Genomic DNA, 24,542 nt, shown 5'->3' on the forward strand with positions numbered 1-24,542 from the left:
TCAAGAGCTTTCGCCTTGCGGCGAGCCTTCTGAACAGCAAGAGCTTTCGCCTTGCGGCGAGCCTTCTGAACAGCAAGAGCTTTCGCCTTGCGGCGAGCCTTCTGAACAGCAAGAGCTTTCGCCTTGCGGCGAGTCACTTTTCTTTGCTTGTGCAAAGAAAAGTAACCAAAAGAAAGCACACCCCGCCTTCGCGCCCGCTACGCGGGTCCGCTCCGCTGACGGGATTTTCGGACGGGGCTTGTCTGCTTCGCAGCCAAGTCCGGGGCAGTCGCCTCGCGGCGCCAGCCCGCCCGCCGGGGCGAAGCAGTGCTTCGCCTTTTCCCGGCGAGCCCTGCCCCGGCCGAAAACGGCGCACATCCCTGTGCGCCGCCCCCCTGCGGGGGGTTTTGCCCGCCAGCTCCGCCGCTGCGGAGGGGACCCGGTGGATCAAGAGCGAAACAACAGCAAAAACGACGGCAACCGCAAAAGCGACCGCTACGGCTACGGCTACGGCTATAGCCGCTTTGGCTTTGGCTCCATTGTCGGTCGTGCTGTGCCCCTGGTTGTTTGGGGGTTCGCCGGTCTGTCTTCGGCTGCAAGGCGCCCGCGTCTCGCAGTTAGTGCTGGCCGTTCCTTCGTGATGTCTGCCGGGGCCTCGGGCTGATGGATGCCGCCACGCAAATGGTCGTCGATGGGTCGCGGGCGTTCGCGATGATCGGGGCCGTGCTGTGGACGATGCTGCGGATCGGGGCGATGTTCACGGTGATGCCGTTGGTCGGCACCAAGGCGGTGCCGGGACGGGTGCGGGTGATCCTGTCGGGGACGTTGGCCATCGCGCTGGCGCCGATCCTGCCGCCGGTGCCGGACTGGGATGGGTTCAATGCCGCAGTGGTGCTGAGCGTGGCCCGGGAGCTGGCGGTGGGGGCCAGTATGGGGTTCATGCTGCGGATGATCTTCGAGGCCGGGGCGATGGCCGGCGAACTGGTCTCGCAGAGCACTGGCCTCGGTTTTGCGCAGATGGCCGACCCGTTGCGCGGGGTCAACTCGCCGGTGATCGGCCAGTGGTTCTACCTGGTCTTCGGGCTGATGTTCTTCACCACCAACGGGCATCTGGCGGTGGTGTCGCTGCTGGTGGACAGCTACAAGGCGCTGCCGATCGGCACCGCCCTTCCCGACGCCCAGGCGATGGCGTCGGTGGCACCGAACTTCTTCATGAGCATCATGCGCGGTGCGGTGACTTTGGCGCTGCCGGTGATAGTGGCGATGATGGCGGTGAACCTGGCCTTCGGCGCGTTGGCCAAGGCCGCGCCCTCGCTGAACCCGATCCAGCTCGGCCTGCCGGTGGCGGTGGTGCTCGGTCTGGCGCTGCTGGCAGTCCTGGTCGGCGAGATGGGGCCGCCGGTGCAGCGTCTGTTCGACGCCGCCTTCGACGCGGCGCGCGCGATCACCGCCTAGCCGGCACTCAAGCTGCGCCGTACTGCGGCCGATACCGGCAGAAGGCCATTGGTGTGACGCCTGGATGAGCGATGGCGCTGCCGCCCGTCCTTACACTGCCGGTCGCCGCCGCCCGCCCTTTCTTTTGCTGATACCGCCCCCGCCATGCCCCATTGCTCGTCCGCGTTCGCTCGTGTCTGCCCTCGCCGTCTCGCACGGCGGCACAGCGACGGCTGAGCGCCGCATGCGCAGGGTCATGGATCGATGCCTGCGATGGCTGCTGCTGTCGGCACTGGGCTGCGCCGGAGCCGCGCAGGCCCAGGTCATCCCGTTGCGGCACTACGCGCAGGACCAGGGTCTGCTCGGCCTCGCCGGCACCTGCCTGCTGCAGCGCCGCGACGGCAGCCTGCTGGTCTGCAGCGAGAGCGGCCTGTACGCCTTCGACGGCAACCAGTTCCAGCAGGTGCCGCTGCAGGGCCGCGGCGGCCATTACATCTCCGATGCCGTCGAGGACGCCCAGCGACGGCTGTGGATGGCCACCTACGATGCGATCTACGTCGACGACGGCACGCCGGCGGGCTGGATGCCGCTGGAGCACGACCGCCTGCCGTCGCACCACCAACTGAACCGCCCGCGCCTGGCCGCGCCGGACTGGGGCATGGTGGTCCTGGACGGGCACCGCCTGCTGCGCGCCGCACGCAAGGCCGACGGCATCGGCTGGGAACTGCACTCGCTGTTCGACGCGGCGACGCTGGTGCGGCAACCGGACCTGACCGAGGTCCACGACCTGTTCGTCATCGATGGCATGCTGTGGCTGGGCTGCGGCAAGGCCGTGTGCCGGATCGATGCCGACGGCCATGCGACCCGCTACGGCGAGGCCCAGGGGCTGCCGCGCGAGGCCTGGCGCAGCGCGGTGCGTGACCGCGCCGGCACCCTGTGGGTGCTCGGCGAGCGTCAGGTGATGCGGCTGCCCGCCGGCGCCTCGCGCTTCCAGGAACAGACGCCGCCGGGACTGGGCGGGCCGGGCCTGCTGACGCGACGCATGCAGATGCTGCTCGACCCGCAGGGCCGCGTGCTGGTGCGCACCGACAAAGGCCTGGCGCGCTGGGAGCACGGCCGCTGGCACAGCTTCGACCGCCGCAATGGCCTGCCCGAGGGCAACATCGTCGCCATGCGCTTCGACCAGGCCGGAGACCTGTGGCTGAGCATGGATGGCGAAGGTGTCTTGCGCTGGACCGGCTATGGCTGGATCGAGAACTGGGACGTGTCGCAGGGCATCAGCCGCGCACCGACCTGGAGCATCCAGCGCACCCAACAGGGCGATCTGCTGGCCGGCAACGAGGGCGGCATCGATCGGCTGCGCGAGGACGGACGCTTCCAGCGCTGGGCCAGCGCCAACGGCACACAGATGATCGGGCTGCAGCGCGCCGCCGACGGCACCCTGTGGAGCATCGGCTCGGTAGGCGTGCTGCGCCACTACGACGCGCAGGGTCGATTGCTGCGCGTCTATCCTCCGCTGCGCAGCAGCGGCCGACAGCGACTGGTGATCGCCAAGCAACTGCTCGTGGATGCGACCGGCCGGGTCTGGATCCTCAGCGACGACGGCGTGTACCTGCTTGCGCAGGCGAATGCAGACGCGGTGCCGCAACGATTGTCGACGCTGCCCGGCGGCGAATACTCGGATATCCAGCAGCGCCACGATGGCAGCATGCTGGTGACCGGCGTGGCCGGGCTGTTCCGCCTGCGCGGCGATACCTGGACCCCGATCCGGCTGGTCGTGGACGGCGCGCCGGCGCAAGCCGTGCTCAGCAAGCTGCTGGTCCTGGACGACGGCCAGGCCTGGGCCAGCCTGTACGGCCCCGGCGCCTGGCAGGGCCGGCTCGACGGCGACACCCTGCACCTGCAGCCGGCCGATGCGCAGCTGAGCGGCCTGCAGGTCTACAGCCTGCGCCATACCCGCAACGGCTGGATCTGGATCAGCCACAACCAGGGCGTGGACGTGTTCAACGGTCACGCCTGGTCGCGGTTGACCCAGGCGCAGGGCCTGCTCTGGAACGACATGTCCGAATCGGCCTTCCTGGAGGACAGCGACGGCTCGGTGTGGCTCGGCAGCAGCCGCGGCGTCACCCACCTGCAGGATCCGACGCGGCTGTTCCCGGCGCAGGCGCCGCGACTGGCGCTCAAGGAGTTCAGTCGCGGCGGCGTGACCATCGCCGCGGGCGCGCGCCTGCCCTGGAGCGAGGATCCGTTGCACATCGCGGTCGGCTCGCCGGACCTGTACGACGAGCGCAACCGCATCAGCTTCCGCTATCGCTTCGAGGGCGCGCACACCCGCTGGCTGCACACGCCCAACTTCGAGTTCGAACAACCGCCGCTGGCGCCGGGCCGTTACGTGCTGGAGATCCAGTTGCTGGACGCCTACCGGCGTAGCGCCTCGGCTCCCCTACGGGTGGCGTTCTCGGTGGCGCCGGTGTGGTGGCGCAGCCAGCCGATGCTGGCGCTGTACCTGCTGCTCGGCGGCGGCCTGATGGTGGCGGTACTGCATTGGCGCGAGCGCCGCCTGCACCAGCGCCAGCGCGAACTGGCCGACCTGGTGGCGCGACGCACCGAGGAACTGGAGCACGACAAGCGCGAACTGGAGATCGCCCGCGCCGCGCTGGCGGTGAAAGCCTCGCACGACGCCCTCACCGGCCTGCTCAACCGCGCCGGCATCCTCGAGGCGCTGGCCACGCAGATGCGCCGCAGCGAGGCCGAACAGGCCGTGCTGGCGGTGGCGATGATCGACCTGGACCATTTCAAGCGGATCAACGACGAGCACGGCCACCTGGTCGGCGATGCGGTGCTGATCGAGGTGGCGCGGCGCCTGGGCGCCAATCTGCGCGACGCCGATCTGGTCGGCCGCTACGGCGGCGAAGAACTGCTGGCGGTGCTGCCTGGCTTGCCGCCGAGCTGCGGCGAGCGGCTGCAGGCCCTGCGCGCCACCATCGCCGGGCAACCGCTGCGCATCGGCGAGCGGCAGTTGGCGATCACCGCCTCGATCGGCGTGGCCTGGTACCGGCCAGGCGAATCCCTGCAGCAGTTGCTGGCGCGTGCCGATGCGGCGCTGTATCAGGCCAAGCGCCTGGGCCGCGACCGGGTGGAACTGCAGCCCGCCTGACCGCGGCCGAAAGGCGCATCGCGACAGCCTCGGGCAGCCCGGCCACGGACCGGCACAGTCCTTGCAGTGCGCAGGGTCGATCCTGGCCGAGCGCATCCCCCGATGTCCGAGAGCGAAGAAGGCGCAGAGCGCACAGAACAGCCAACAGACAAACGCCTGCGCGAAGCCCGCGAACAGGGCAACATCCCGCATTCGCGCGAGCTGGCGACGGCGGCGGTGTTCAGCGCCGGCGTCTTCGCGCTGATGGGCCTGTCCACCTCGCTGACCGCCGGCGTCGTGTCCTGGCTGAAGCAGGCGCTGCGCCCGGACCTGTCGATGCGCGCCCATCCGGAGGCGATGTTCGGCCATTTCGGCGAACTGCTGCTGAACCTGCTCTGGGTGGTGTTGCCGCTGGTCGGCATCTGCCTTGCCGCCAGTTTCGCCGCGCCGGTGCTGATGGGCACCCTGCGCTTCTCCGGCCAGGCGCTGATCCCCAAGTTCGACCGGCTCAACCCGATGGCCGGGCTGAGCCGCATGTACGGCGCCGAGACCATCGCCGAACTGCTGAAATCGATCCTGCGCATGGCCTTCGTCGGCGGCGCCGCGATGCTGTGCCTGTGGGGCAGCGTCGATTTCCTGCGCGGGCTGCTGCTGCAGCCGCTGGAACAGGCCGTCGGCCACGGCCTGGGCTTCACCCTGCGGCTGCTGCTGTACACCGCCGGCGCGCTGGCACTGCTGGCCGCGATCGACGCGCCCTATCAGAAGTGGAATTACATCCGCAAATTGAAGATGACCCGCGAGGAAGTGCGCCGGGAAATGAAGGAAAGCGACGGCAGCCCCGAGGTCAAGGGCCGCATCCGCCAGATGCAGATGCAGATGTCGCAGCGGCGGATGATGGAAGCCATCCCCAAGGCCGACGTGGTGGTGGTCAACCCCACCCACTATGCGGTGGCGCTGAAGTACGAGAGCGGGCGCATGCGCGCCCCCACCGTGGTGGCCAAGGGCGTGGACGAAATCGCCTTCCGCATCCGCGAGGTCGGCGAGCAGCATCGGGTGGCGGTGATCTCGGCGCCGCCTTTGGCACGCGCCTTGTATAGGGAAGGCGAACTCGGCAAGGAAATTCCCGTGAGACTGTATTCCGCGGTGGCGCAGGTCCTCTCGTACGTCTACCAGCTGCGCGCCTGGCGCACTGGGCCGATGCCGCCGTTGCCGCCGTTGGAAGTGGATGAATTCGCCCCGGGGAGCCAGCCATGAGTCAGCCCGCCGCGCAGATGAATACGCGCAAAGTCATGGACATGATCAAGCACGGGCTCGGCGCCCCGGTGATCGTGTTGCTGATGCTGGCGATGGTGGTGGTGCCGCTGGCCGCCCCGGTGCTGGACGCCCTGTTCACCTTCAACATCGCCATCTCGCTGATGGTGCTGCTGGCGGTGGTGTACGTGAAGCGGCCGCTGGAGTTCAGCATCTTCCCGATCGTGCTGCTGATGACCACGATGCTGCGCCTGGCGCTGAACGTGGCCTCCACCCGCGTGATCCTGATCAACGGCCAGGACGGCCACGGCGCCGCCGGCAAGGTGATCGAGGCCTTCGGCGAATTCGTGATCGGCGGCAACTATGCGGTCGGCATCGTGGTGTTCGCGATCCTGACCATCATCAACTTCGTGGTCATCACCAAGGGCGCCGGGCGCGTGTCGGAAGTGACCGCGCGCTTCATCCTCGACGCCATGCCCGGCAAGCAGATGGCGATCGACGCCGACCTCAACGCCGGCCTGCTGACCCGCGAGGAAGCCAAGGCCCGCCGCGAGGAAGTGCGCGAGGAAGCGGACTTCTACGGTTCGATGGACGGTGCCAGCAAGTTCATCCGCGGCGACGCCATCGCCGGCATCCTGATCCTGTTCATCAACCTGATCGGCGGCATGGCGGTCGGCGTGCTGCAGCATGGCATGCCGGTGGGACAGGCCGCCTCCACCTACACCCTGCTGTCGATCGGCGACGGCCTGGTCGCGCAGTTGCCGGCGCTGCTGGTGTCCTCGGCGGTGGCGATGCTGGTCACCCGCGCCTCGCGCTCGCAGGACATGGGCGCGTCGATGATGGGCCAGGTGTTCGGCCAGCATAAGGCGCTGGCGGTGGCCGCGGCGATCATGGGCCTGGTCGGCCTGATCCCGGGCATGCCCAACGTCGCTTTCTTGACGCTGGCGCTGATCCTGGGCCTGCTGGCCTGGAAGATGTGGAAGCGCAGCCTGCAGCCGACCCCGGCCGCCGCCGAGGCGGCGCCGCAGGCGGCGGCCGCGGCCCAGGCCAATGCCGAACTGGGCTGGGACGAACTGCGTCCGATCGACCCGCTGGGCCTGGAGGTCGGCTACCGGCTGATCCCGCTGGTGGACAAGGCCCAGGGCGGCGAGCTGATGGCACGCATCAAGGGCGTACGCCGCAAGCTGACCCAGGACATCGGCTTCCTGGTGCCGCCGGTACACATCCGCGACAACCTGGAACTGCCCGCCAACGCCTACCGCCTGCTGGTGCACGGGGTGCCGGTGGCCACCGCCGACATCCACCCGGACCGCGAACTGGCGCTGGACCCGGGCGGCGCGCTCGGCAAGATCGACGGCATCGCCGGCAAGGATCCGGCGTTCGGCCTGGATGCGACCTGGATCCAGCCGCACCTGCGCGCCCAGGCCGAGACCATGGGCTACACCGTGGTCGACCCGGCCACGGTGATCGCCACGCACCTTTCGCACCTGATCCGCGAACATGCCCCGGAACTGCTCGGCCACGAGGAAGTGCAGCAACTGCTGGCGACCCTGGCCAAGAGCGCGCCCAAGCTAGTCGAGGACCTCACCCCCAAGGCGCTGCCGCTGTCGGTGGTGGTGCGGGTGCTGCAGAACCTGCTGATCGAGAAGATCCCGGTGCGGCAGCTGCGCAAGATCGTCGAGGCCCTGGTCGAGCACGCGCCGCAGAGTCAGGAACCCGGCGCGCTCACCGCCGCCGTACGCAACGCCCTGGGCCGGTTCATCGTCCAGGAGATCGCCGGCATGGCACCGGAACTGCCGGTGTTCACCCTGGCCCCGCAATTGGAACGTGTCTTGCAGGACTCTACCCAGGGCAATGGCGCGGCGCTGGAACCCGGACTGGCCGAACGCTTGCACCAAAGTCTGGCGGACTGCGTGAGCAAGCAGGAGGCGCGCAACGAACCGGCAGTGGTGCTGGTGCCGGCGCAGGTCCGCGCCGCCCTCGCCCGCCTGGTCCGCCACAGCGTCCCCGCGCTGTCGGTGCTGTCCTACAGCGAAGTGCCGGAAGACAAGCGGCTGAAGTTGGTCGGCACCATCAGTTGATTGGCGGGGATTGGTGATTTGGGATTCGGGAGTCGCAACAGCGGGCCCGGCACGCGGAGAGAGACAGCAATGACACGAACGAACACAACCAGAGCAAGGCGACCGGATAGCAGCCATGCCATGGCGGCCTCCGCAACCAATCCCCACTCCCCAATCCCGAATCCCGGCACTCACCCATGAAGATCAAACGCTTTGTCGCCCCCGACATGCGCACCGCCTTCCGGATGGTGCGCGACGAGCACGGGCCGGATGCGGTGATCCTGTCCAACCGGCGTACCGACGAGGGCATCGAGATCGTCGCCGCCAGCAATTACGACGAGGCCCTGGTGCAGCGGGCGCTGGATTCGGTGCGCCCGGACGAGGCGCCACGCGCCGCCGCCGCGGCGCAGGCACCGGCCGCTGCCGCGCCGCGCGCCGCCCGCAGCGACAAGGCCGCGGCCAGCCCGGCGATGGCGATGATGGCCGCGATCAGCGAGCGCCGCGGTGGCGCCGCGGCCGCCGCCCCGGCCGCTCCCGCAGCGCGGCCGCTGACCCAGCCGGCGGCGCTGGCCGCCTCGGCCATGCCTGCCGCGGCCGCCCCGGCTGCCGCAGCGCGCCCGGCCGCAGCGGCCAAGGCTCCGGCACCGGCCACGGGCCGCGCCGACTTCAGCATCCTCGAGGACGTGTTCCGCAACGCCCCGATCAGCGTGCCCATGCCCAGCCCGTTCGCCGCCGCCCCGGCGCCGGCCGCCGAGGCCATGCCGGCCTGGCGCGACGACGTCGCCGCGGTGGCGCTGACCCCGGTGGCGAGCCCGGCCCCGGCCCCGGCCGCGCCCGCGCCGAGCGCGGCCAAGCCGGACGCGCCGGCCACTGCCGGAATCCCGGCGGCCGCGACGCTGGCGGCGGTGCCGACCTTCCCGGCCCCGCAGAACGACGAACAATTGACGCAGCTGCGCGACGAACTGGCGCTGATGCGGCAGATGATCGAGCGCGAGATGAACCGCCTCACCGACGAACGCCTGCGCGGTTCGCCGGTCCGCGCCCAGGCCCTGGAATTGATGGACGACTATGGCTTCGACAGCGGCATCACCCGCGACGTGGTCATGCAGATCCCCGCCGACCTGGAGCTGCACCGCGGCCGCGGGCTGATGCTGGGCCTGCTGTCCAAGCGCCTGCCGATCGCCCCGCTGGACCCGATCGAGGAAGGCGGCGTGATCGCCCTGATCGGCCCCACCGGTGCCGGCAAGACCACCACCATCGCCAAGCTGGCCTCGCGCTTCCTGGAGCGCCATGCCGCCCGCGACGTGGCCCTGGTGACCACCGACACGGTCCGCGTCGGCGGCCGCGAGCAGCTGCACAGCTACGGCCGCCAGCTCGGCATCGCCGTGCACGAGGCCGACAGCGACGCCGCGCTGCAGCAGCTGCTGGAGCGCCTGGCCGACTACAAGCTGGTGCTGATCGACACCGCCGGCATGGGCCAGCGCGACCGCGCCCTGGCCGCCCAGCTGCACTGGCTGCGCGCCTCGCGTGTGGTCCGATCCTTGCTGGTACTGCCTGCCAATGCCCATTTCTCCGACCTGGACGAGGTGGTGCGCCGGTTCGCCGGCGCCGACCCACAGGGGGTCATCATGACCAAGTTGGACGAGACCGGGCGGTTCGGCAGTGCCTTGTCGGTGGTCGTGGACCACCGCCTCCCCATCACCTGGGTGACCGATGGACAGCGCGTGCCGGACGACCTGCACCGCGCCAACGCCGCCAGCCTGGTATTGCGCCTTGAAGATTTGCGGCGCGCTGCCGATAAGCCCTGTACTCCGGAGCAGACCCATGCCGTCGCGTGACTACGTCAATCTGACCAATGCCTTCCCCCTGTCGGCGACGCGTAGCGAACCGCTGGGTCCGGTGCGCACCATCGCCGTGACCGGCGGCAAGGGCGGCGTGGGCAAGACCAACATCTCGGTCAACCTGTCCATGGCGCTGGCCGACATGGGCAAGCGCACCCTGCTGCTGGACGCCGACCTCGGCCTGGCCAACGTCGACGTGCTGCTGGGGCTGACGCCCAAGTTCACCGTGGCCGACCTGGTCGCCGGGCGCTGCACCCTGGAAGAGGCGCTGATCGACATGCCCAACGGGCTGATGGTGGTGCCCGCCGCCTCCGGCCGCCGTTACATGGCCGAGCTGCCGCCGGCCCAACACGTGGGCCTGGTCAACGTGTTCTCCGAGCTGCAGCGCGAGCTGGACGTGATGATCGTCGACACCGCCGCCGGCATCACCGACAGCGTGCTGACCTTCTGCCAGGCCGCGCAGGACGCGGTGGTGGTGGTCTGCGACGAGCCGGCCTCGATCACCGACGCCTACGCCCTGATCAAGGTCCTCTCGCGCGAGCGCGGCGTGGACCGGGTGCAGATCGTCGCCAACATGGTGCGCGACCTCAACGAAGGCCGCCTGCTGTACGACAAGCTCAGCCGGGTCTGCGAGAAGTTCCTCGGCGACGTGTCGCTGAACTACCTGGGCTGCGTGCCGCAGGACGACTGGCTGCGCCTGTCGGTGCAGCGCCAGCAGCCGGTGGTCAAGGCCTACCCGTCCAGCCCGTCGGCGCAGGCGATCTCCGAGATCGCCCGGCGCACCGCGCGCTGGCAGGCGCCGACCGCCCCGCGCGGCAACGTCGAGTTCTTCGTCGAACGCATCATCCAGCGCGGGGTGGCCGCATGAACGCCGCCGCCCACTACCGCGCCGTCCAGCGCAACAGCGCCAACGACTACATCGCCCAGCACTCGGACCTGGTCCGGCGCATCGCCCACCACCTGGCGGCGCGACTGCCGGCCAGCGTCGAGATCGACGACCTGATCCAGGCCGGCATGATCGGCCTGATCGAGGCCTCGCGCAGCTACGACGCCGAACAGGGCGCCTCGTTCGAGACCTACGCCTCGATCCGCATCCGCGGCTCGATGATCGACGAGATCCGCCGCGGCGACTGGGTGCCGCGCTCGGTGCACCGCCGCGCCCGCGACGCCGCCTCGGCGATCCGCAAGATCGAACAGAGCACCGGCCGCGCCGCCGCCGCCAACGAAGTGGCCGCGGCGATGGACATGCCGCTTCCCGAATACCTGCGTTTGATGGAAGATGCCGCCCGCGGCCAGGTGCTGAGCCTGGAGTCGCGCATCGAGGACCATGGCGAGCTGGATACCATCGCCAAGGGCGGACCCAATCCGCAGCAGATGCTCGAGCGCAGCGAATTCGGCCGCGAGCTGGGCAAGGCCATCGCGCAGTTGCCCGAACGCGAGCAGTTGGTGCTGTCGCTGTACTACGAGCAGGAATTGAACCTCAAGGAAATCGGCGCGGTGCTCGGGGTCAGCGAGTCGCGCGTGTGTCAGATCCATGGCCAGGCCACGGTACGGTTGCGCGGACGCCTGAAGGCGTTCGGTGTCGCCGATGCCGGTCTGGAAGACGAAGAATAGGAACCCTTAGGAGTCAGTGGTGAACAAGAACATGCGGATTTTGATCGTGGACGATTTCTCGACGATGCGGCGCATCGTCAAGAATCTGCTCGGCGATCTGGGCTTCACCAACACCGCCGAGGCCGAAGACGGCAACAGCGCCCTGGCCGCGCTGCGCTCGGCACCGTTCGAGTTCGTGGTCACCGACTGGAACATGCCCGGCATGACCGGCATCGATCTGCTGCGCAACATCCGCGCCGACGACAAGCTCAAGCACCTGCCGGTGCTGATGGTCACCGCCGAGGCCAAGCGCGAGCAGATCATCGAGGCCGCGCAGTGCGGCGTGAACGGCTACATCATCAAGCCGTTCACCGCACAGACGCTGCAGGAGAAGCTCGGCAAGATCTTCGAACGCCTGGGAGCGACCGCCTAAATGGAAGCCACCGCCGAACGTACCGCCCTGATCGAACGCCTGCAAGGCGCGCTGGACGCGCTGGAGAACGGCGACGAGGCCGGCTGGCGCAGGGAGATCGACACCCTCGCCGCCTGGCGCACGCGGCCGATGATGCAGGGCCTGAGCCGGCTCGCGCGCGATCTGGGTCAGGCGCTCGGCGAACTGCCGGTGGTGCCCAGCGAGGCCGGCGAGCTGGACGACGCCTGCTCGCGCCTGGACCACGTGGTGGAGATGACCGAACAGGCCAGCCACCGCACCCTGGACCTGGCCGAGGAATGCCGCGCGCTGGCCAACCAGCTCGCCGCCGGCGGCCTCAGCGGCGACCAGGGCGAGATCCTCGACAAGATCCGCCACAACCTCACCGAAATGGCCCTGGCGCAGAGCTTCCAGGACCTGACCGGGCAGATCATCCGCCGCGTCGCCGGCATCGTGCGCCGCGTGCACGAAGGCTTCGGCGCGCTGGGTCTGCCGCCGAAGGAAGAACGCAAACCCGACGGCAGCCTGGCCGGCCCGGCCCTGCCCGGTCTGGACCGCCACGGCGTGTCGCAGAACGACGCCGACGACCTGCTGTCCGGACTGGGACTGTAATGCCATGAGCGCCGTACCCGACGACATCGCTGCCGACTTCATCATCGAGGCCCAGGAGATCCTGGACCGGCTCGGCGAGCAGTTGGTGTCGCTGGAGCAGGCGCCCGAGGACAGCGGCCAGCTCAACGCCGTGTTCCGCGGCTTCCACACGCTCAAGGGCGGCGCCGGCTTCCTGGCGATCAACGCCATGGTCGAGCTGTGCCACGCCGCGGAGGAAACCCTGGGCATGGCCCGCGCCGGCCAGGCCACCCTGCAGGCGCGGCACTTCGACGCCGCGCAGCAGTCGCTGGACTACCTGCAGTCGATGCTCGACGCCTTCGGCAGCGGCCAGGAGCCGCCGCGTGCGCCGCCGGAACTGATCGCGCAGTTCGACGCGCACAGCGATGCCGCCCCGGCCCCGACCCCGGCCCCGGCCAAGAGCGCCGCGCCGGCGCGCGCCCCCGCAGCGGCCACCGCCGCGGCCGCGGGGGATCTGATCAGCGACGACGAATTCGAAGCGCTGCTGGACCAGTTGCACGGCGATGCGCCGCCGACGGCCACGCCGCAGGCGCTGCAGCCGGCGCCGCGCGCGCCCAGCGCCGCGCCCAAGGCCGCGGCCGCCCCGGCCAAGGCCGCCGAACCCGAACACACCGTGCGTGTGGACACCAAGCGCCTGGACGCGATCGTCAACCTGATCGGCGAACTGGTGCTCTCGCGCAACCGACTCAAGACCCTGCGCGTGCGCCTGCGCGACGAGGAACTGGACCGCGCGGTCAGCAGCCTGGACATCGCCACCGCGCGCCTGCAGTCGGCGGTCATGCGCACGCGCATGCAGCCGGTCGGCAAGGTGTTCTCGCGCTTCCCCAAGGTCGCGCGCGACGTCGCCCGCTCCCTCAACAAGGAAGTGGAACTGGAACTGATCGGCGCCGATACCGAACTGGACCGCAACCTGGTCGAGGCGCTGGCCGATCCGCTGGTGCACCTGGTGCGCAACGCCATCGACCACGGCATCGAGGCGCCGGCGCTGCGCGAGGCCACCGGCAAGCCGCGCGGCGGCCACGTGCGCCTGTCGGCGCAGCAGGAAGGCGACTACGTCAGCATCGAGGTGCAGGACGACGGCGCCGGCATCGACCCGGAACGTCTACGCGCCAAGGCCCGCGAGAAGGGCCTGATCGACCCCGAGGCCGCCGCCCGCCTGACCACCGAGGAATGCCTGCACCTGGTGTTCCTGCCCGGCTTCTCGACCAAGGCCGAAGTCACCGATATCTCCGGCCGCGGCGTCGGCATGGACGTGGTGCAGTCGCGCATCCGCGAACTCAGCGGACAGATCCAGATCCAGTCGGAACTAGGTCGCGGCAGCCGCTTCCTGATCCGCGTGCCGCTGACCCTGGCGATCCTGCCGACCCTGCTGGTGCAGGCCGGCGACACCGTCTACGCACTGCCGCTGGCGCGCGTGGTGGAAGTGCTGCACGCCCCACGCCGCTCGCTGGGCTGGTTCGACGGCCGCGCCGTGCTCGACCGGCAGTCGCACACCCTGCCACTGGTGGACCTGCGCCAGTGGCTCAACATCGACGCCCCGCAACTGCCGCTGCTGACCGTGGTGGTGCTGCAGGCCGGCGAATCGCGCATGGGCCTGGTTGTGGACCAGGTCCGCGGCCGCGAGGAAGTGGTGATCAAGCCGCTGCCGCGCTCCCTGCGCGGCCTGCCCGGCTACGCCGGCGCCACCCTCATCGGCGACGGCCGCCTGGCGCTGATCCTGGATGTGGATGGCCTGAAGGCCTGACGAGCCGGGATTGGGGAATCGGGATTGGGGATTCGCAACAGCAGCATCCCTGGCGCTTCTCTGCTTCTTGTAGAGCGGCTTCAGCCGCGACGCGGTGAGGCTGGGACTCGGGAATCGGGATTGGGGAATCGCAAAAGCGGCTCGCCGCCGCATCGGTTCCCTTGTAGGAGCGGCTTCAGCCGCGACGCCGTGAAGCCGGGGTCGAAGCTTGGCGATCGCACGCGCGGCGCACTACTCCCTACCGACACGATCCGAACGATCGTGCATAGGCACGCGCCAAGCTCAGCGCGTCGCGGCTGAAGCCGCTCCTACGACACACCGACCAACCCGCCGCGCTCGCGCGCTTGCGACTCCCCAATCCCCAATCCCGAATCCCCAACCCATCAAGTCCCCCGCCCCCTGGCCGATACCTCCTGCATGGACAAGCTCAGTCTCATTGGCCTGCTGTTGGCGATTCTGTCGCTGATCGGCGGCAGCATCCTCAAGGGCGCCGGCATTTCGGCGCTGTGGTCGCCGGCTGCGTTCGTGATCGTGATCGTCGGCACCGTCGCCGCGATCCTGGTGCATACCCCGCCTTCCGTGTTCCGGCGTGCGTTCCAGATCGCCAAGTGGCTGCTGTGGCCGCCGCCGAGCGATCGCCAGGCGCTGCTCAAGCAGATCGTGGAATGGAGCAACATTGCCCGCCGCCAGGGCCTGCTCGGCCTCGAGAACCAGGTGCCGCAGCAGCAGGATCCGTTCGTGCGCAAGGGCCTGCAGATGCTGGTGGACGGCGTGGAGCCGGAAGCCATCCGGCACATGCTGGAGATCGACCTGGAAGGCCAGGAACACTGCGACCTGGCCGCGGCCAAGGTGTTCGAGGGCATGGGCATCTACGCGCCGACCCTGGGCATCATCGGCGCGGTGCTGGGCCTGATCGCGGTGATGAAGAACCTGGCCGACCCGAGCAAGCTCGGCCACGGCATCGCCGCCGCGTTCACCGCCACCATCTACGGCATCGCCTCGGCCAACCTGCTGTTCCTGCCCATGGCCGCCAAGCTCAAGAGCGTGATCAAGCACAGCTGCGGCGAGCGCGAAATGATCATCGAAGGGTTGATCGCCATCGCCCAGGGCGAGAACCCGCGCAACATCGAATCGAAACTGGCCGGATTCTTGCATTGAGTTGCCAATGGCCCGCAAGCACTCCCACGACGAGCACGCCAACCACGAGGCATGGGCCATCCCCTATGCCGACCTGATGACGTTGCTGCTCGCCTTCTTCGTGGTGATGTACGCGCTGTCCACGATCAACGAAGCCAAGTACCGGGTGATGGCCGACGCGATGAGCGCCGCGTTCGGCGGTACCCCCAAGACCCTGCGCCCGGTGCAGGTCGGCGACCAGGCCTTGCAGGGCCAGGGCGGCGAGCGCCCGACCCCGATCAAGTCCAGCCCGGCGCTGACCCTGCCCGATCCCAACCGCCTGCCCTCCGGCAATGCGCAGCGCGGCGACGACCTGCGCGACGCGCAGCAGTTGCGCCGCGCGCAACGCCAGCTCGACAGCATCGCCGACCGCCTCGGCGCCGCGTTGGCGCCGCTGATCCAGAAGAAGCTGATCACCGTGCGCCGCGCCGGGCTGTGGATCGAAGTGGAGATCAACAGCGACATCCTGTTCGGCTCCGGCTCGGCCGCGCTGGACCAGAGCGCGCGTGCCACCCTGGCGGAACTGGCGCAGGTGCTGGCCGGCGTGCCCAACGGGGTGCGCGTGGAGGGCTACACCGACAACACCCCGATCGCCACCTTGCAGTTCCCGTCGAACTGGGAACTGTCGGCGGCGCGCGCGGCCAGCGTGGTCCACCTGTTCGCCGACCAGGGCCTGCAGCCCTCGCGGCTGTCGATGATCGGCTACGGCCAGTTCCGCCCGCGCGCCAGCAACGACACGCCGGCCGGCCGCAACGCCAACCGCCGCGTGGTGCTGGTGATCCTGGCCGATTCCGGCGACAGCAGCGATCCGACGCCGTCGGCCCCCGACCGTTTGAGCGCCGGCGCCGCGCCGGCCACTTCGACACCCCCCGCCGCGGCGGCCGCCGGCAATGCCGGCGGTTCCCGCGCAGTACCTGCCATTGAAGGAGTCAACTGATGCGCATCTGGGCGATCGCCAACCAGAAAGGTGGCGTGGGCAAGACCACCACCACGCTGGCCATGGGCCGTGGGCTGGCCATGCTCGGGCACCGCGTGCTGATGCTCGATCTCGATCCGCACGCCTCGCTGACCCGGGCCTTCGACGTGCCGCAGGAACCGCAGCCGCCGGGCGTGCTGGACCTGTTCGGGACCCCGCCGGGCGAACTGGCCGCGCTGGCCCGCGACACCGCGGTCGAGCGCCTGAGCTTCGTCTGCGGGCAGACCGCGCTGGCCACGCTGGAACGGCGTAGCGCCAACCAGCCCGGTTTGGGCCTGGCGCTGCAGCAGGCCATGGCCCGCCACGCCGGCCAGCACGACTACATCCTGCTCGACTGCCCACCGACCCTGGGCCTGCTGATGATCAATGCGCTGGCCGCGGCCGACCGCGTGATCATCCCGACCCAGGCCGAGCCGCTGGCCCTGCACGGCCTGGCCAGCATGGTCCGCACCGTGGACATGGTCGAACGCTCGCGGCGCCGGCCGCTGCCCGCCTCGATCCTGCCGACCCTGTTCGACAAGCGCACCCGCGCCGGCAACGAGACCCTGCGACAGATGCAGGACAGCTACGGCGAACGGGTGTGGGAAGACGCGATCCCGGTCGACACCAAGATCTGCAACGTCAAGGCGCTGACCGTGGCCGGCGTGGCGGGCGACTACCCCGGCCGCGGCCTGGCCGCCTACCGCCGCGCGCTGGAATGGCTGCTGGCCAGCGACGCGACGCCGATGGAGCAAGCCGCATGAGCACCCCCGGCATCATCGACGATTACCTGGAAGGCCTGCTCCACGACGTGATCGCCGAGGAGCAGAAGGCACCGCCAGCGAACCCCGCGCCGGTCGCGGTCGCGGTCGCCGACGTGGACGCGGACGCCGAGATCCCGGCACTCGCCACCGCCGGTCCGACGCCCGAACAGATCGCCGCCGCGGTCCTGGCCGAAGCCGACTCCGATCCGGCGCTGGCCGGCATCATGTCGCAGCAGGCGCTCGCGCCCGCGCCGGCCGGCCCGACGCCCGAACAGATCGCCGCCGCGGTCCTGGCCGAAGCCGATTCCGATCCGGCGCTGGCCGGCATCATGTCCCAGCAGGCGCTCGCGCCCGCGCCGGCCGGCCCGACGCCCGAAGAGATCGCCGCCGCGGTCCTGGCCGAAGCCGATTCCGATCCGGCCCTGGCCGGCATCATGTCGCAGCAAGCACTCGCGCCCGCCCCAGCCGGCCCGACGCCCGAAGAGATCGCCGCCGCGGTCCTGGCCGAAGCCGACTCCGATCCGGCCCTGGCCGGCATCATGTCCCAGCAGGCACTCGCGCCCGCGCCGGCCGGCCCGACGCCCGAACAGATCGCTGCCGCGGTCCTGGCCGAAGCCGACTCCGATCCGGCCCTGGCCGGCATCATGTCGCAGCAGGCACCCGTTGCCGCGCTCACGCCGGCCGAGCAGGCCGAGCGCCAGGCCGACCTGGACGTGGTCGCGGCGATGGAGCGGCAACGCGCCACAACGCCGCGCAATCTCGCCGCCGAAGACGATGCCGCCGCCGCGCGTGCGGTCCAGCGCCCGCCGATGGCGGTGCCGCCGGAACGGCGCGCAGAAGCCAGCCGCGCACAGGCGGCCGGAGCGAAGCTGCCGCCGAATCTGCAGGCCTTCATGGCGCCGAGCGTGCCGCACGGCTCGGCCATCGCCCCCGAGCGCTTGGCCGAGCGCAGCACACGCTGGCTGCGCCTGCGCTGCGGCGAGCAGGCCTACGCACTGGAACTGCTGAAGGTGCAGGAAGTGGTGCTGCCGGTGCCGCTGCTGGCGCTGCGTGGCACGCCACCGGCGATGCTGGGCATCATGAACCTGCGCGGCCAGGTGGTGCCGGTGATCGACCTGGGCCTGCACCTGGGCGCGGCGCCGATCGAGATGGACATGCTGACCCGGGTGGTGGTGCTGGAAGAGAACGGCGAGACCCTGGGCCTGCGCGTGTCCGCGGTGGAAGACGTGGCCAGCCTGCGCGACCAGCAGATCGAACCGCCGGACAACGCCCGCATCTGCCGCATTTCCAACCATCTGTTCCGCGGCGTGGCGCGTCTGGCGCAACAGCCGATGATCCTGCTCGACGCCGAGCAACTGCTGCACTGAGCGATGCGGCGGGCGGCAACTGGGAACGGTGCCGCACTTTCCAACCGCCGCTAAAGCTTTTCAGGCCACGGCCGTTATCTGCCATAGAACCATTGGTGCGGAGTAATGATGAGCACAGTCCCTCTTGGCGAGGATCTCGGCATCGAGACCAGCGCCGACCTGAAACAACGCCTGACCGCGTTCCTTGCGGCGGACGACGTGCTGCGTCTGGACGCCGGCGAAGTGCGCCGCATCCATACCGCGTCCGTCCAGGTGCTGTGCGCATTCGTCGACGCTCGTCGCAAGGATGGCAAGCGCACCGAATTCGAGGCCTGCAACGCCACCTTTCGCGACGCGGCACGCCTGCTAGGGGTCAGCGAATCGCTGGGCCTTCCTGCAACCCCTGACAATCTGAAATCTGTGGAGAACGCGGCATGAGCGCACGTATCTTGGTAGTGGACGATTCGGCGTCGATGCGCCAGATGGTCTCCTTCGCCCTCACCTCGGCCGGCTTTGCCGTCGAAGAAGCAGAAGACGGCGCGGTCGCGCTGGGCCGCGCCAAGGGCCAGCGCTTCAACGCGGTGGTCACCGACGTCAACATGCCGAACATGGACGGCATCACCCTGATCCGCGAACTGCGGCAGCTGCCGGACTACAAGTTCACCCCGATGCTGATGCTGACCACCGAGTCGGCGGCGGAGAAGAAGTCCGAGGGCAAGGCCGCGGGTGCCACCGGCTGGCTGGTCAAGCCGTTCAATCCCGAACAGCTGATCGCCACCGTCCAGAAAGTCCTGGGCTGATCCCTCTCCTCCTTTTCCGGATTCCCGCCCCATGAGCATGGACCTGCAACGTTTCCACGCCACCTTCTTCGAGGAAAGCCGCGAAGGGCTGGATGCGATGGAAGCCGGATTGCTGTCGTTGGAAGAAGGCAATCGCGACCCCGAGACCATCAACTCGGTGTTCCGCGCCGCGCATTCGATCAAGGGCGGCGCCGCCACCTTCGGCTTCGAAGCGATGGCCGGCCTCACCCACGTGCTGGAAACGCTGCTCGACGAGCTGCGCGCCGGCAAGCGCGAAGTCGAGGCGCACGCGATCGACGCCATCCTCGGCTCGGTGGACGTGCTGCGCGCCCTGCTGCGCGAAGCCGAACACGGCGTCCCGGCCGATCCGGCCGCGGTCAAGGCCGTGCACGAACGCCTGCAGCACGCCTTGAACGGCGGCCCCGCCGCGCCGGCCGCCGCCACCCCGGCGGCGAACCAGCCGGCCGAGCCGGAAGCCTGGCAGATCGGCTTCACCCCGGCGCCGTCGCTGTTCATGAGCGGCAACGATCCGCTGCGCATCATCCGCGAACTCGAACACCTCGGCCCGCTGCAGGTCGCCTGCCGCAGCACGCGCATGCCCGGCTTCTCCGAACTCGATCCGCTCGAGGCCTACCTGGCCTGGGATCTGGGCCTGGTCGGCAAGATTCCGCGCAGCGCGATCGAAGACACCTTCGCCTGGGTCATCGACGACTGCGAACTGGAGATCCGCCCGGTGCCGCCGCCGAGCCTGGCCACCGCGCCGGCACCCGTGCTGACCGCGCCACCGACCGCCGCCACCGCAGCGCCCGCCGCCGCCGTGGCCGCGAATGCGCCGGCCGGCAACGCCGCCGCCGCGCACGAAGCGGAAAGCTCGATCCGCGTCAGCGTCGACAAGGTCGATGCGCTGATCAACCTGGTCGGCGAACTGGTCATCACCCAGGCCATGCTCAAGCAGGTCTCCACCGGCCTGGACCAGGCCGTGGCCGAACGCCTGTTCGCCGGCCTGGACCTGCTGGAACGCAATACCCGCGACCTGCAAGAGGCCGTGATCGGCGTGCGCATGCTGCCGGTGGACGCGGTGTTCCGCCGCTTCCCGCGCCTGGTCCGCGACCTGTCCAGCCGCCTCGGCAAGCAGGTGCGCCTGCGCACGATTGGCGAGGGCACCGAGCTGGACAAGGGCCTGATCGAAAAGATCGCCGATCCGCTCGTGCACCTGGTGCGCAACTCGATCGACCACGGCCTGGAACTGCCGGAGGCGCGCCGCGCCGCCGGCAAGGACGAGACCGGCACCATCACCCTGGCCGCTTCGCACCAGGGCGGCCACATCGTCATCGAAGTCAGCGACGACGGCGCCGGCCTCAACCGCAACCGCATCCTGGCCAAGGCCGCCGAACGCGGCATCGCAGTGCCGGACAACCCGAGCGATGCGCAGGTCTGGGATCTGATCTTCGCCCCAGGCTTCTCCACCGCCGATGCGGTCACCGACCTGTCCGGCCGTGGCGTCGGCATGGACGTGGTCCGCCGCAACATCCAGGGCCTGGGCGGCGAAGTGCAGCTGGAAAGCGAATCCGGCCGCGGCACCCGCGTGCTGATCCGCCTGCCGCTGACCCTGGCGATCCTCGACGGCATGACCGTGGCGGTCGCCGGCGAGACCCTGATCCTGCCGCTGGCCTACGTCATCGAGGCACTGCAGCCCAAGGCCGACGACATCCGCACCATGGCCGGCGAAGGTCGCGTGCTGCGGGTCCGCGGCGAATACCTGCCGATCCTCTCGCTCAGCGATTCCTACGGCTTCGGCCGCATCGAGCAGAGCGAAGAACCGCTGGTGGTGGTGGTCGAGGCCGACGGACAGAAGCTGGCGCTGGAAGTGGACGAGTTGATCGGCCAGCAGCAGGTGGTGGTCAAGAACATCGAGAACAACTACCGGCGCATCAGCGGCATCTCCGGTGCCACCATCCTCGGCGACGGCCGCGTCGCCCTGATCGTGGACATCGGCGGCCTGGTCCGCTCGCTGCGGGTACAGCAGGCAGCCTGACCGCCCCGCCCTCCCGCGTCACGCGACACACGAGCCCCGGCAGCGATGCCGGGGCTTTTGCGTTGCGCGCGCAACGTGATGCCTCGTGCCGCTGCCGGGCTCCAGCCGATTGCGCTGCGTCGCCCCCGTCCACACCTGCGACGGCATATTTGCGCTAAAGAAGCCGACGCTTCTGCCGCTAGACAATCAAGATCACATTTTTTGTCTACATTGTCCGTGCCGGCAACGCCTGGGGAGGCAAGGACCGGCCTTTCAGGAAGGGATCGATCGGCGCTTCTGTCGATCGCTGAAAGAAGGGCGATAGCGGGAAAGAAAACGGATCACGGTTTGGCGCTACTGGGCCCCGTTGCGTGGGCGCTCGACGATGGATCGGAAGACCCGCCGTAACGCCGTACACCACGAATCGCTTTCCCCTATCGCATCTGAGCGCTACGCGTCTGCATCCATTCGCAAAGGGGGTTTCAACCATGACGTCTTTCCTGCAACGCTACAACGTCGGCCGCCGCCTCGGTGGCGCGTTCGGCCTGTTGATCGCGCTGTCCTGCCTGCTGGTCGCGGCGGGACTGCTGTGCATGGCACAAGCGCGCCGCGAACTGGACGGCATCGTCAAGGTCAATGTCGAGAAGACCCGCATCGGCAACGACATGCTCGATGCCAGTTCCAGCATCATGGCGGCACTGGCCACCTTGACCATGGTGACCAATGAAGACCTCAACCTGAAAGCGTTGGAGCAGATCCAACAACAGCGGCAACGCTACATCGACCTGACCAAACAGTTGAACGCGTTTCCACCGACCACCGCACGTGGAACCGCGTTGCGCAAGGCCATGGACGAGGCACGACGCGTCTCTCGTGACGCGAACGACCAGGTGATGGCCCTGGCCAAGGACAATCGCAACACCGATGCGCAAGCCTTGCTTAACGAAAAGGCCAGGCCGATCAGCCTGGCCTGGCAAGCCGGGATCCGCAATTATGTTGCGCTCCAAGGAGAACTGATGCGCACGGCCCACGCCAATGCGATCCAGGCGATGGACAACGGCCGCAACATGCTCATTGCCGGCGGCCTCGCGGTGCTGTTGGTCAGCAGCCTGCTGGCCTGGACCATCACCCGCAGCCTGACCGGGCCGCTGGCCCGCGCCACCCGCGCCGCCGAGGCCATCGCCGACGGCCGCCTGGACAACGACGTCGCCACCGACGCGCGCGACGAGCCCGGCCGGCTGCTGCTGGCCATGGACCGCATGCAGACCCAGTTGCGGCGTTTCTCCAGCGAAACCGCATTGATGATCGAACTGCACGCCGACAAGGACATCAGCCACCGCATGCCGCAGGATTTCCCCGGCGTCTACGGCGAGCTGAGCCAGGGCATCAACACCATGATGTTCGAGCACCTGGACGCCATCGTCGATGCGATCGGCGTGCTCAACGAATACGCCAACGGCGATCTGCACCGCGATGCACGTCGCCTGCCCGGCAGCCGCGCGGTGCTGCACGAATCCATGGATGCCGCCAAGGCCAGCCTGCTGGCGATCAACACCGAGATCAAGCACCTGGCCGCCGCCGCCGCGGCCGGCGACTTCAGCACCCGCGGCGATGCCGAGCGTTTCCAGCACGACTTCCGACGGATGGTGCAGGACCTCAACGCGATGATGGAGGTCAGCGACGTCAACCTGGGCAAGCTATCGACGCTGCTGCAAGCCATCGCTGCCGGCGACCTCACCGCACGCATGGACGGCGAGTTCCAGGGCGTGTTCGCCACCATGCGCGACGATGCCAACGCCACCGTCGATCAGCTGACCGGTATCGTTGGCCGCATCCAGACCGCGGCGGTCAGCATCAATGCCGCAGCCAGCGAGATCGCCACCGGCAACGACGACCTGTCGCGTCGCACCGAGCAGCAGGCGGCAAGCCTGGAAGAAACCGCCGCCTCGATGGAAGAGCTGACCTCCACGGTCAAGCAGAACGCCGAGCACGCACGCCAGGCCAACCAACTCGCCAGCGGCGCGGCGGCGGTCGCCTCGCAAGGCGGCAGCGTGGTCGGCCAGGTGGTCACCACCATGAACGGCATCGAGGCCTCGTCCAAGAAGATTGCCGACATCATCGGCGTGATCGATGGCATCGCGTTCCAGACCAACATCCTGGCGCTTAACGCCGCAGTCGAAGCCGCCCGTGCGGGCGAACAGGGCCGTGGCTTTGCGGTGGTCGCCAGCGAAGTGCGCACCCTCGCCCAGCGGTCTGCCAGTGCCGCCAAGGAGATCAAGGGGCTGATCGACGACTCGGTCGAACGTGTCACCGAAGGCTCGGCCCTGGTCGATCAGGCCGGCCGGACCATGACCGAGATCGTGACCTCGGTACAGCGCGTCACCGACATCATGGGCGAGATTTCCGCGGCCTCGCAGGAGCAGTCCGCCGGCATCGAGCAGGTCAACCAGACCATCACCCAGATGGACGAGACCACCCAGCAGAACGCCGCGCTGGTCGAGGAAGCCACTGCCGCCGCACGGTCGATGGAAGAACAGGCCACGCAGCTGCAGGACGCCGTGGCGGTGTTCAAGCTGGACACCCTGCCGGCGATCGCGTCAATCGCCATCGCGCCGACAAGTCGCACTGCCCTACGCAACGTGCGCTCCGCGTAGTCGCACACGTCAGGACCGGCGCCGGTACGGTCCGTTGCGCTTGCCCAGGCTGGCAGCCGCGACTGGCAGGCGTTCTACGCGCTCTGCCAGTCACGCCAACGAGGGACCGTACCCGCGCGACCGCTCACGTGCACGCCGCCAGTGCGGCGCGGCACTTGCGCCACCTTCATCACTCCCGAGGACGGCAAGCGCCGTCGAATGCTGGAAACGCGCAGCGCCGGCGCCCTGCCACTGCCGGTGCCAGGACGAACACGCTGTCGTGCACGGCGTCGAACCTCACCCTTCGTGGCCAAGCTTCCCTCCCCGACACGCGTGCCACGCGCCGCGCTGGCACCTGAGCGGCAAGGCGCCATGCCGCACTAAAGAATCCCGTGCGGCTGTCGATACAGGGTTGATCGCACGCGTTTTGTCTACATCGGTGCGTGCCGGCACGGCCTGGGGAGGTCAGCCGGCGCTTCAGGGGGATCGACTGGCGTAGATAGCCGGTCGCTGAAGTCGAACGAACGGGGAAGGACCTAACCCGACTGCTGATCTTTTCGCGCATGTCCGTGGCACGCGCGCTGGCCGGACTTGCAGTTTTTGCCACACGTTTCGCCAGGTAATCGCACCCCGGATTCCCGGCGCATCGCAACGCGCGTCATTCCTTCCTTCGTGCACGGGGCCCACCATGCGTGCGATCTCGCCACATCAAGACGCATCCACCGATACGAGCCATGGACGCCATAGGCGATTCCA

Annotated in this window: 18 protein-coding genes; all 18 read left to right on the top strand. The window is 69.0% G+C overall.

What is annotated here, in order from left to right:
• Positions 1-642: 642 nt before the first annotated feature.
• The 18 genes from fliR (at position 643) to GGR64_RS16125 (ending at position 23,807) form a co-directional block, all read left to right on the top strand.
• Complete coding sequence (gene fliR / locus GGR64_RS16040; protein WP_160967563.1) at positions 643-1,434, top strand: flagellar biosynthetic protein FliR; 792 nt, start codon at positions 643-645, stop codon at positions 1,432-1,434.
• A gap of 235 nt (positions 1,435-1,669) precedes the next feature.
• Entirely contained in the window at positions 1,670-4,570 is a 2,901-nt protein-coding gene (locus GGR64_RS16045; protein WP_184647064.1) for a ligand-binding sensor domain-containing diguanylate cyclase, read from the top strand.
• A gap of 102 nt (positions 4,571-4,672) precedes the next feature.
• Entirely contained in the window at positions 4,673-5,803 is a 1,131-nt protein-coding gene (gene flhB / locus GGR64_RS16050; RefSeq protein ID WP_184447979.1) for a flagellar biosynthesis protein FlhB, read from the top strand.
• A gap of 17 nt (positions 5,804-5,820) precedes the next feature.
• Entirely contained in the window at positions 5,821-7,881 is a 2,061-nt protein-coding gene (flhA, locus tag GGR64_RS16055; RefSeq protein WP_184448123.1) for a flagellar biosynthesis protein FlhA, read from the top strand.
• 176 nt (positions 7,882-8,057) lie between these two features.
• Positions 8,058-9,698, top strand: a complete 1,641-nt coding sequence (flhF, locus tag GGR64_RS16060) for a flagellar biosynthesis protein FlhF (protein WP_184647066.1) — start codon at positions 8,058-8,060, stop codon at positions 9,696-9,698.
• Positions 9,685-10,569 (top strand): P-loop NTPase, encoded by an 885-nt coding sequence (locus GGR64_RS16065; protein ID WP_184647068.1) that lies wholly within the window; start codon positions 9,685-9,687, stop codon positions 10,567-10,569. The genes flhF and GGR64_RS16065 overlap by 14 nt, the downstream gene beginning before the upstream one ends.
• Positions 10,566-11,315, top strand: a complete 750-nt coding sequence (locus GGR64_RS16070; RefSeq protein WP_160967573.1) for an RNA polymerase sigma factor FliA — start codon at positions 10,566-10,568, stop codon at positions 11,313-11,315. Before GGR64_RS16065 ends, GGR64_RS16070 begins: the two co-directional genes overlap by 4 nt.
• A 19-nt stretch (positions 11,316-11,334) precedes the next feature.
• On the top strand, positions 11,335-11,727 hold the full coding sequence (gene cheY / locus GGR64_RS16075; protein ID WP_010341542.1) for a chemotaxis response regulator CheY: 393 nt from the start codon (positions 11,335-11,337) through the stop codon (positions 11,725-11,727).
• Positions 11,728-12,336, top strand: coding sequence for a protein phosphatase CheZ (locus GGR64_RS16080; RefSeq protein WP_160967575.1), 609 nt, complete (start codon positions 11,728-11,730; stop codon positions 12,334-12,336). It abuts the gene before it with no gap.
• Positions 12,337-12,340: 4 nt separating this feature from the next.
• Entirely contained in the window at positions 12,341-14,098 is a 1,758-nt protein-coding gene (locus GGR64_RS16085) for a chemotaxis protein CheA (protein WP_184647070.1), read from the top strand.
• Between the two features lie 417 nt (positions 14,099-14,515).
• Positions 14,516-15,256, top strand: a complete 741-nt coding sequence (locus tag GGR64_RS16090) for a flagellar motor protein (RefSeq protein ID WP_160958704.1) — start codon at positions 14,516-14,518, stop codon at positions 15,254-15,256.
• Position 15,257: 1 nt separating this feature from the next.
• Entirely contained in the window at positions 15,258-16,211 is a 954-nt protein-coding gene (motD, locus tag GGR64_RS16095; protein ID WP_237475346.1) for a flagellar motor protein MotD, read from the top strand.
• Positions 16,211-16,993, top strand: a complete 783-nt coding sequence (locus tag GGR64_RS16100; RefSeq protein ID WP_184647072.1) for a ParA family protein — start codon at positions 16,211-16,213, stop codon at positions 16,991-16,993. The genes motD and GGR64_RS16100 overlap by 1 nt, the downstream gene beginning before the upstream one ends.
• Positions 16,990-18,360, top strand: a complete 1,371-nt coding sequence (locus GGR64_RS16105; protein ID WP_184647074.1) for a chemotaxis protein CheW — start codon at positions 16,990-16,992, stop codon at positions 18,358-18,360. Before GGR64_RS16100 ends, GGR64_RS16105 begins: the two co-directional genes overlap by 4 nt.
• Positions 18,361-18,468: 108 nt before the next feature.
• A complete protein-coding gene (locus tag GGR64_RS16110) occupies positions 18,469-18,777 on the top strand; it encodes an STAS domain-containing protein (RefSeq protein ID WP_160967807.1) in 309 nt (102 codons plus the stop codon).
• Positions 18,774-19,139 carry a response regulator gene (locus GGR64_RS16115; protein ID WP_010341778.1) on the top strand — a complete coding sequence of 122 codons (366 nt, stop codon included), beginning with the start codon at positions 18,774-18,776 and terminating at the stop codon, positions 19,137-19,139. Before GGR64_RS16110 ends, GGR64_RS16115 begins: the two co-directional genes overlap by 4 nt.
• Before the next feature lie 31 nt (positions 19,140-19,170).
• Positions 19,171-21,174 (top strand): chemotaxis protein CheA, encoded by a 2,004-nt coding sequence (locus GGR64_RS16120; RefSeq protein ID WP_184647076.1) that lies wholly within the window; start codon positions 19,171-19,173, stop codon positions 21,172-21,174.
• A 467-nt stretch (positions 21,175-21,641) separates the two neighbouring features.
• The gene (locus GGR64_RS16125) at positions 21,642-23,807 is read left to right on the top strand and encodes a methyl-accepting chemotaxis protein (protein WP_184647077.1); all 2,166 of its coding nucleotides are present in this window, start codon (positions 21,642-21,644) and stop codon (positions 23,805-23,807) included.
• Positions 23,808-24,542: the final 735 nt, after the last annotated feature.

Source organism: Xanthomonas sp. 3307 (genome assembly GCF_014199735.1).
Lineage (GTDB): Bacteria > Pseudomonadota > Gammaproteobacteria > Xanthomonadales > Xanthomonadaceae > Xanthomonas_A > Xanthomonas_A rydalmerensis.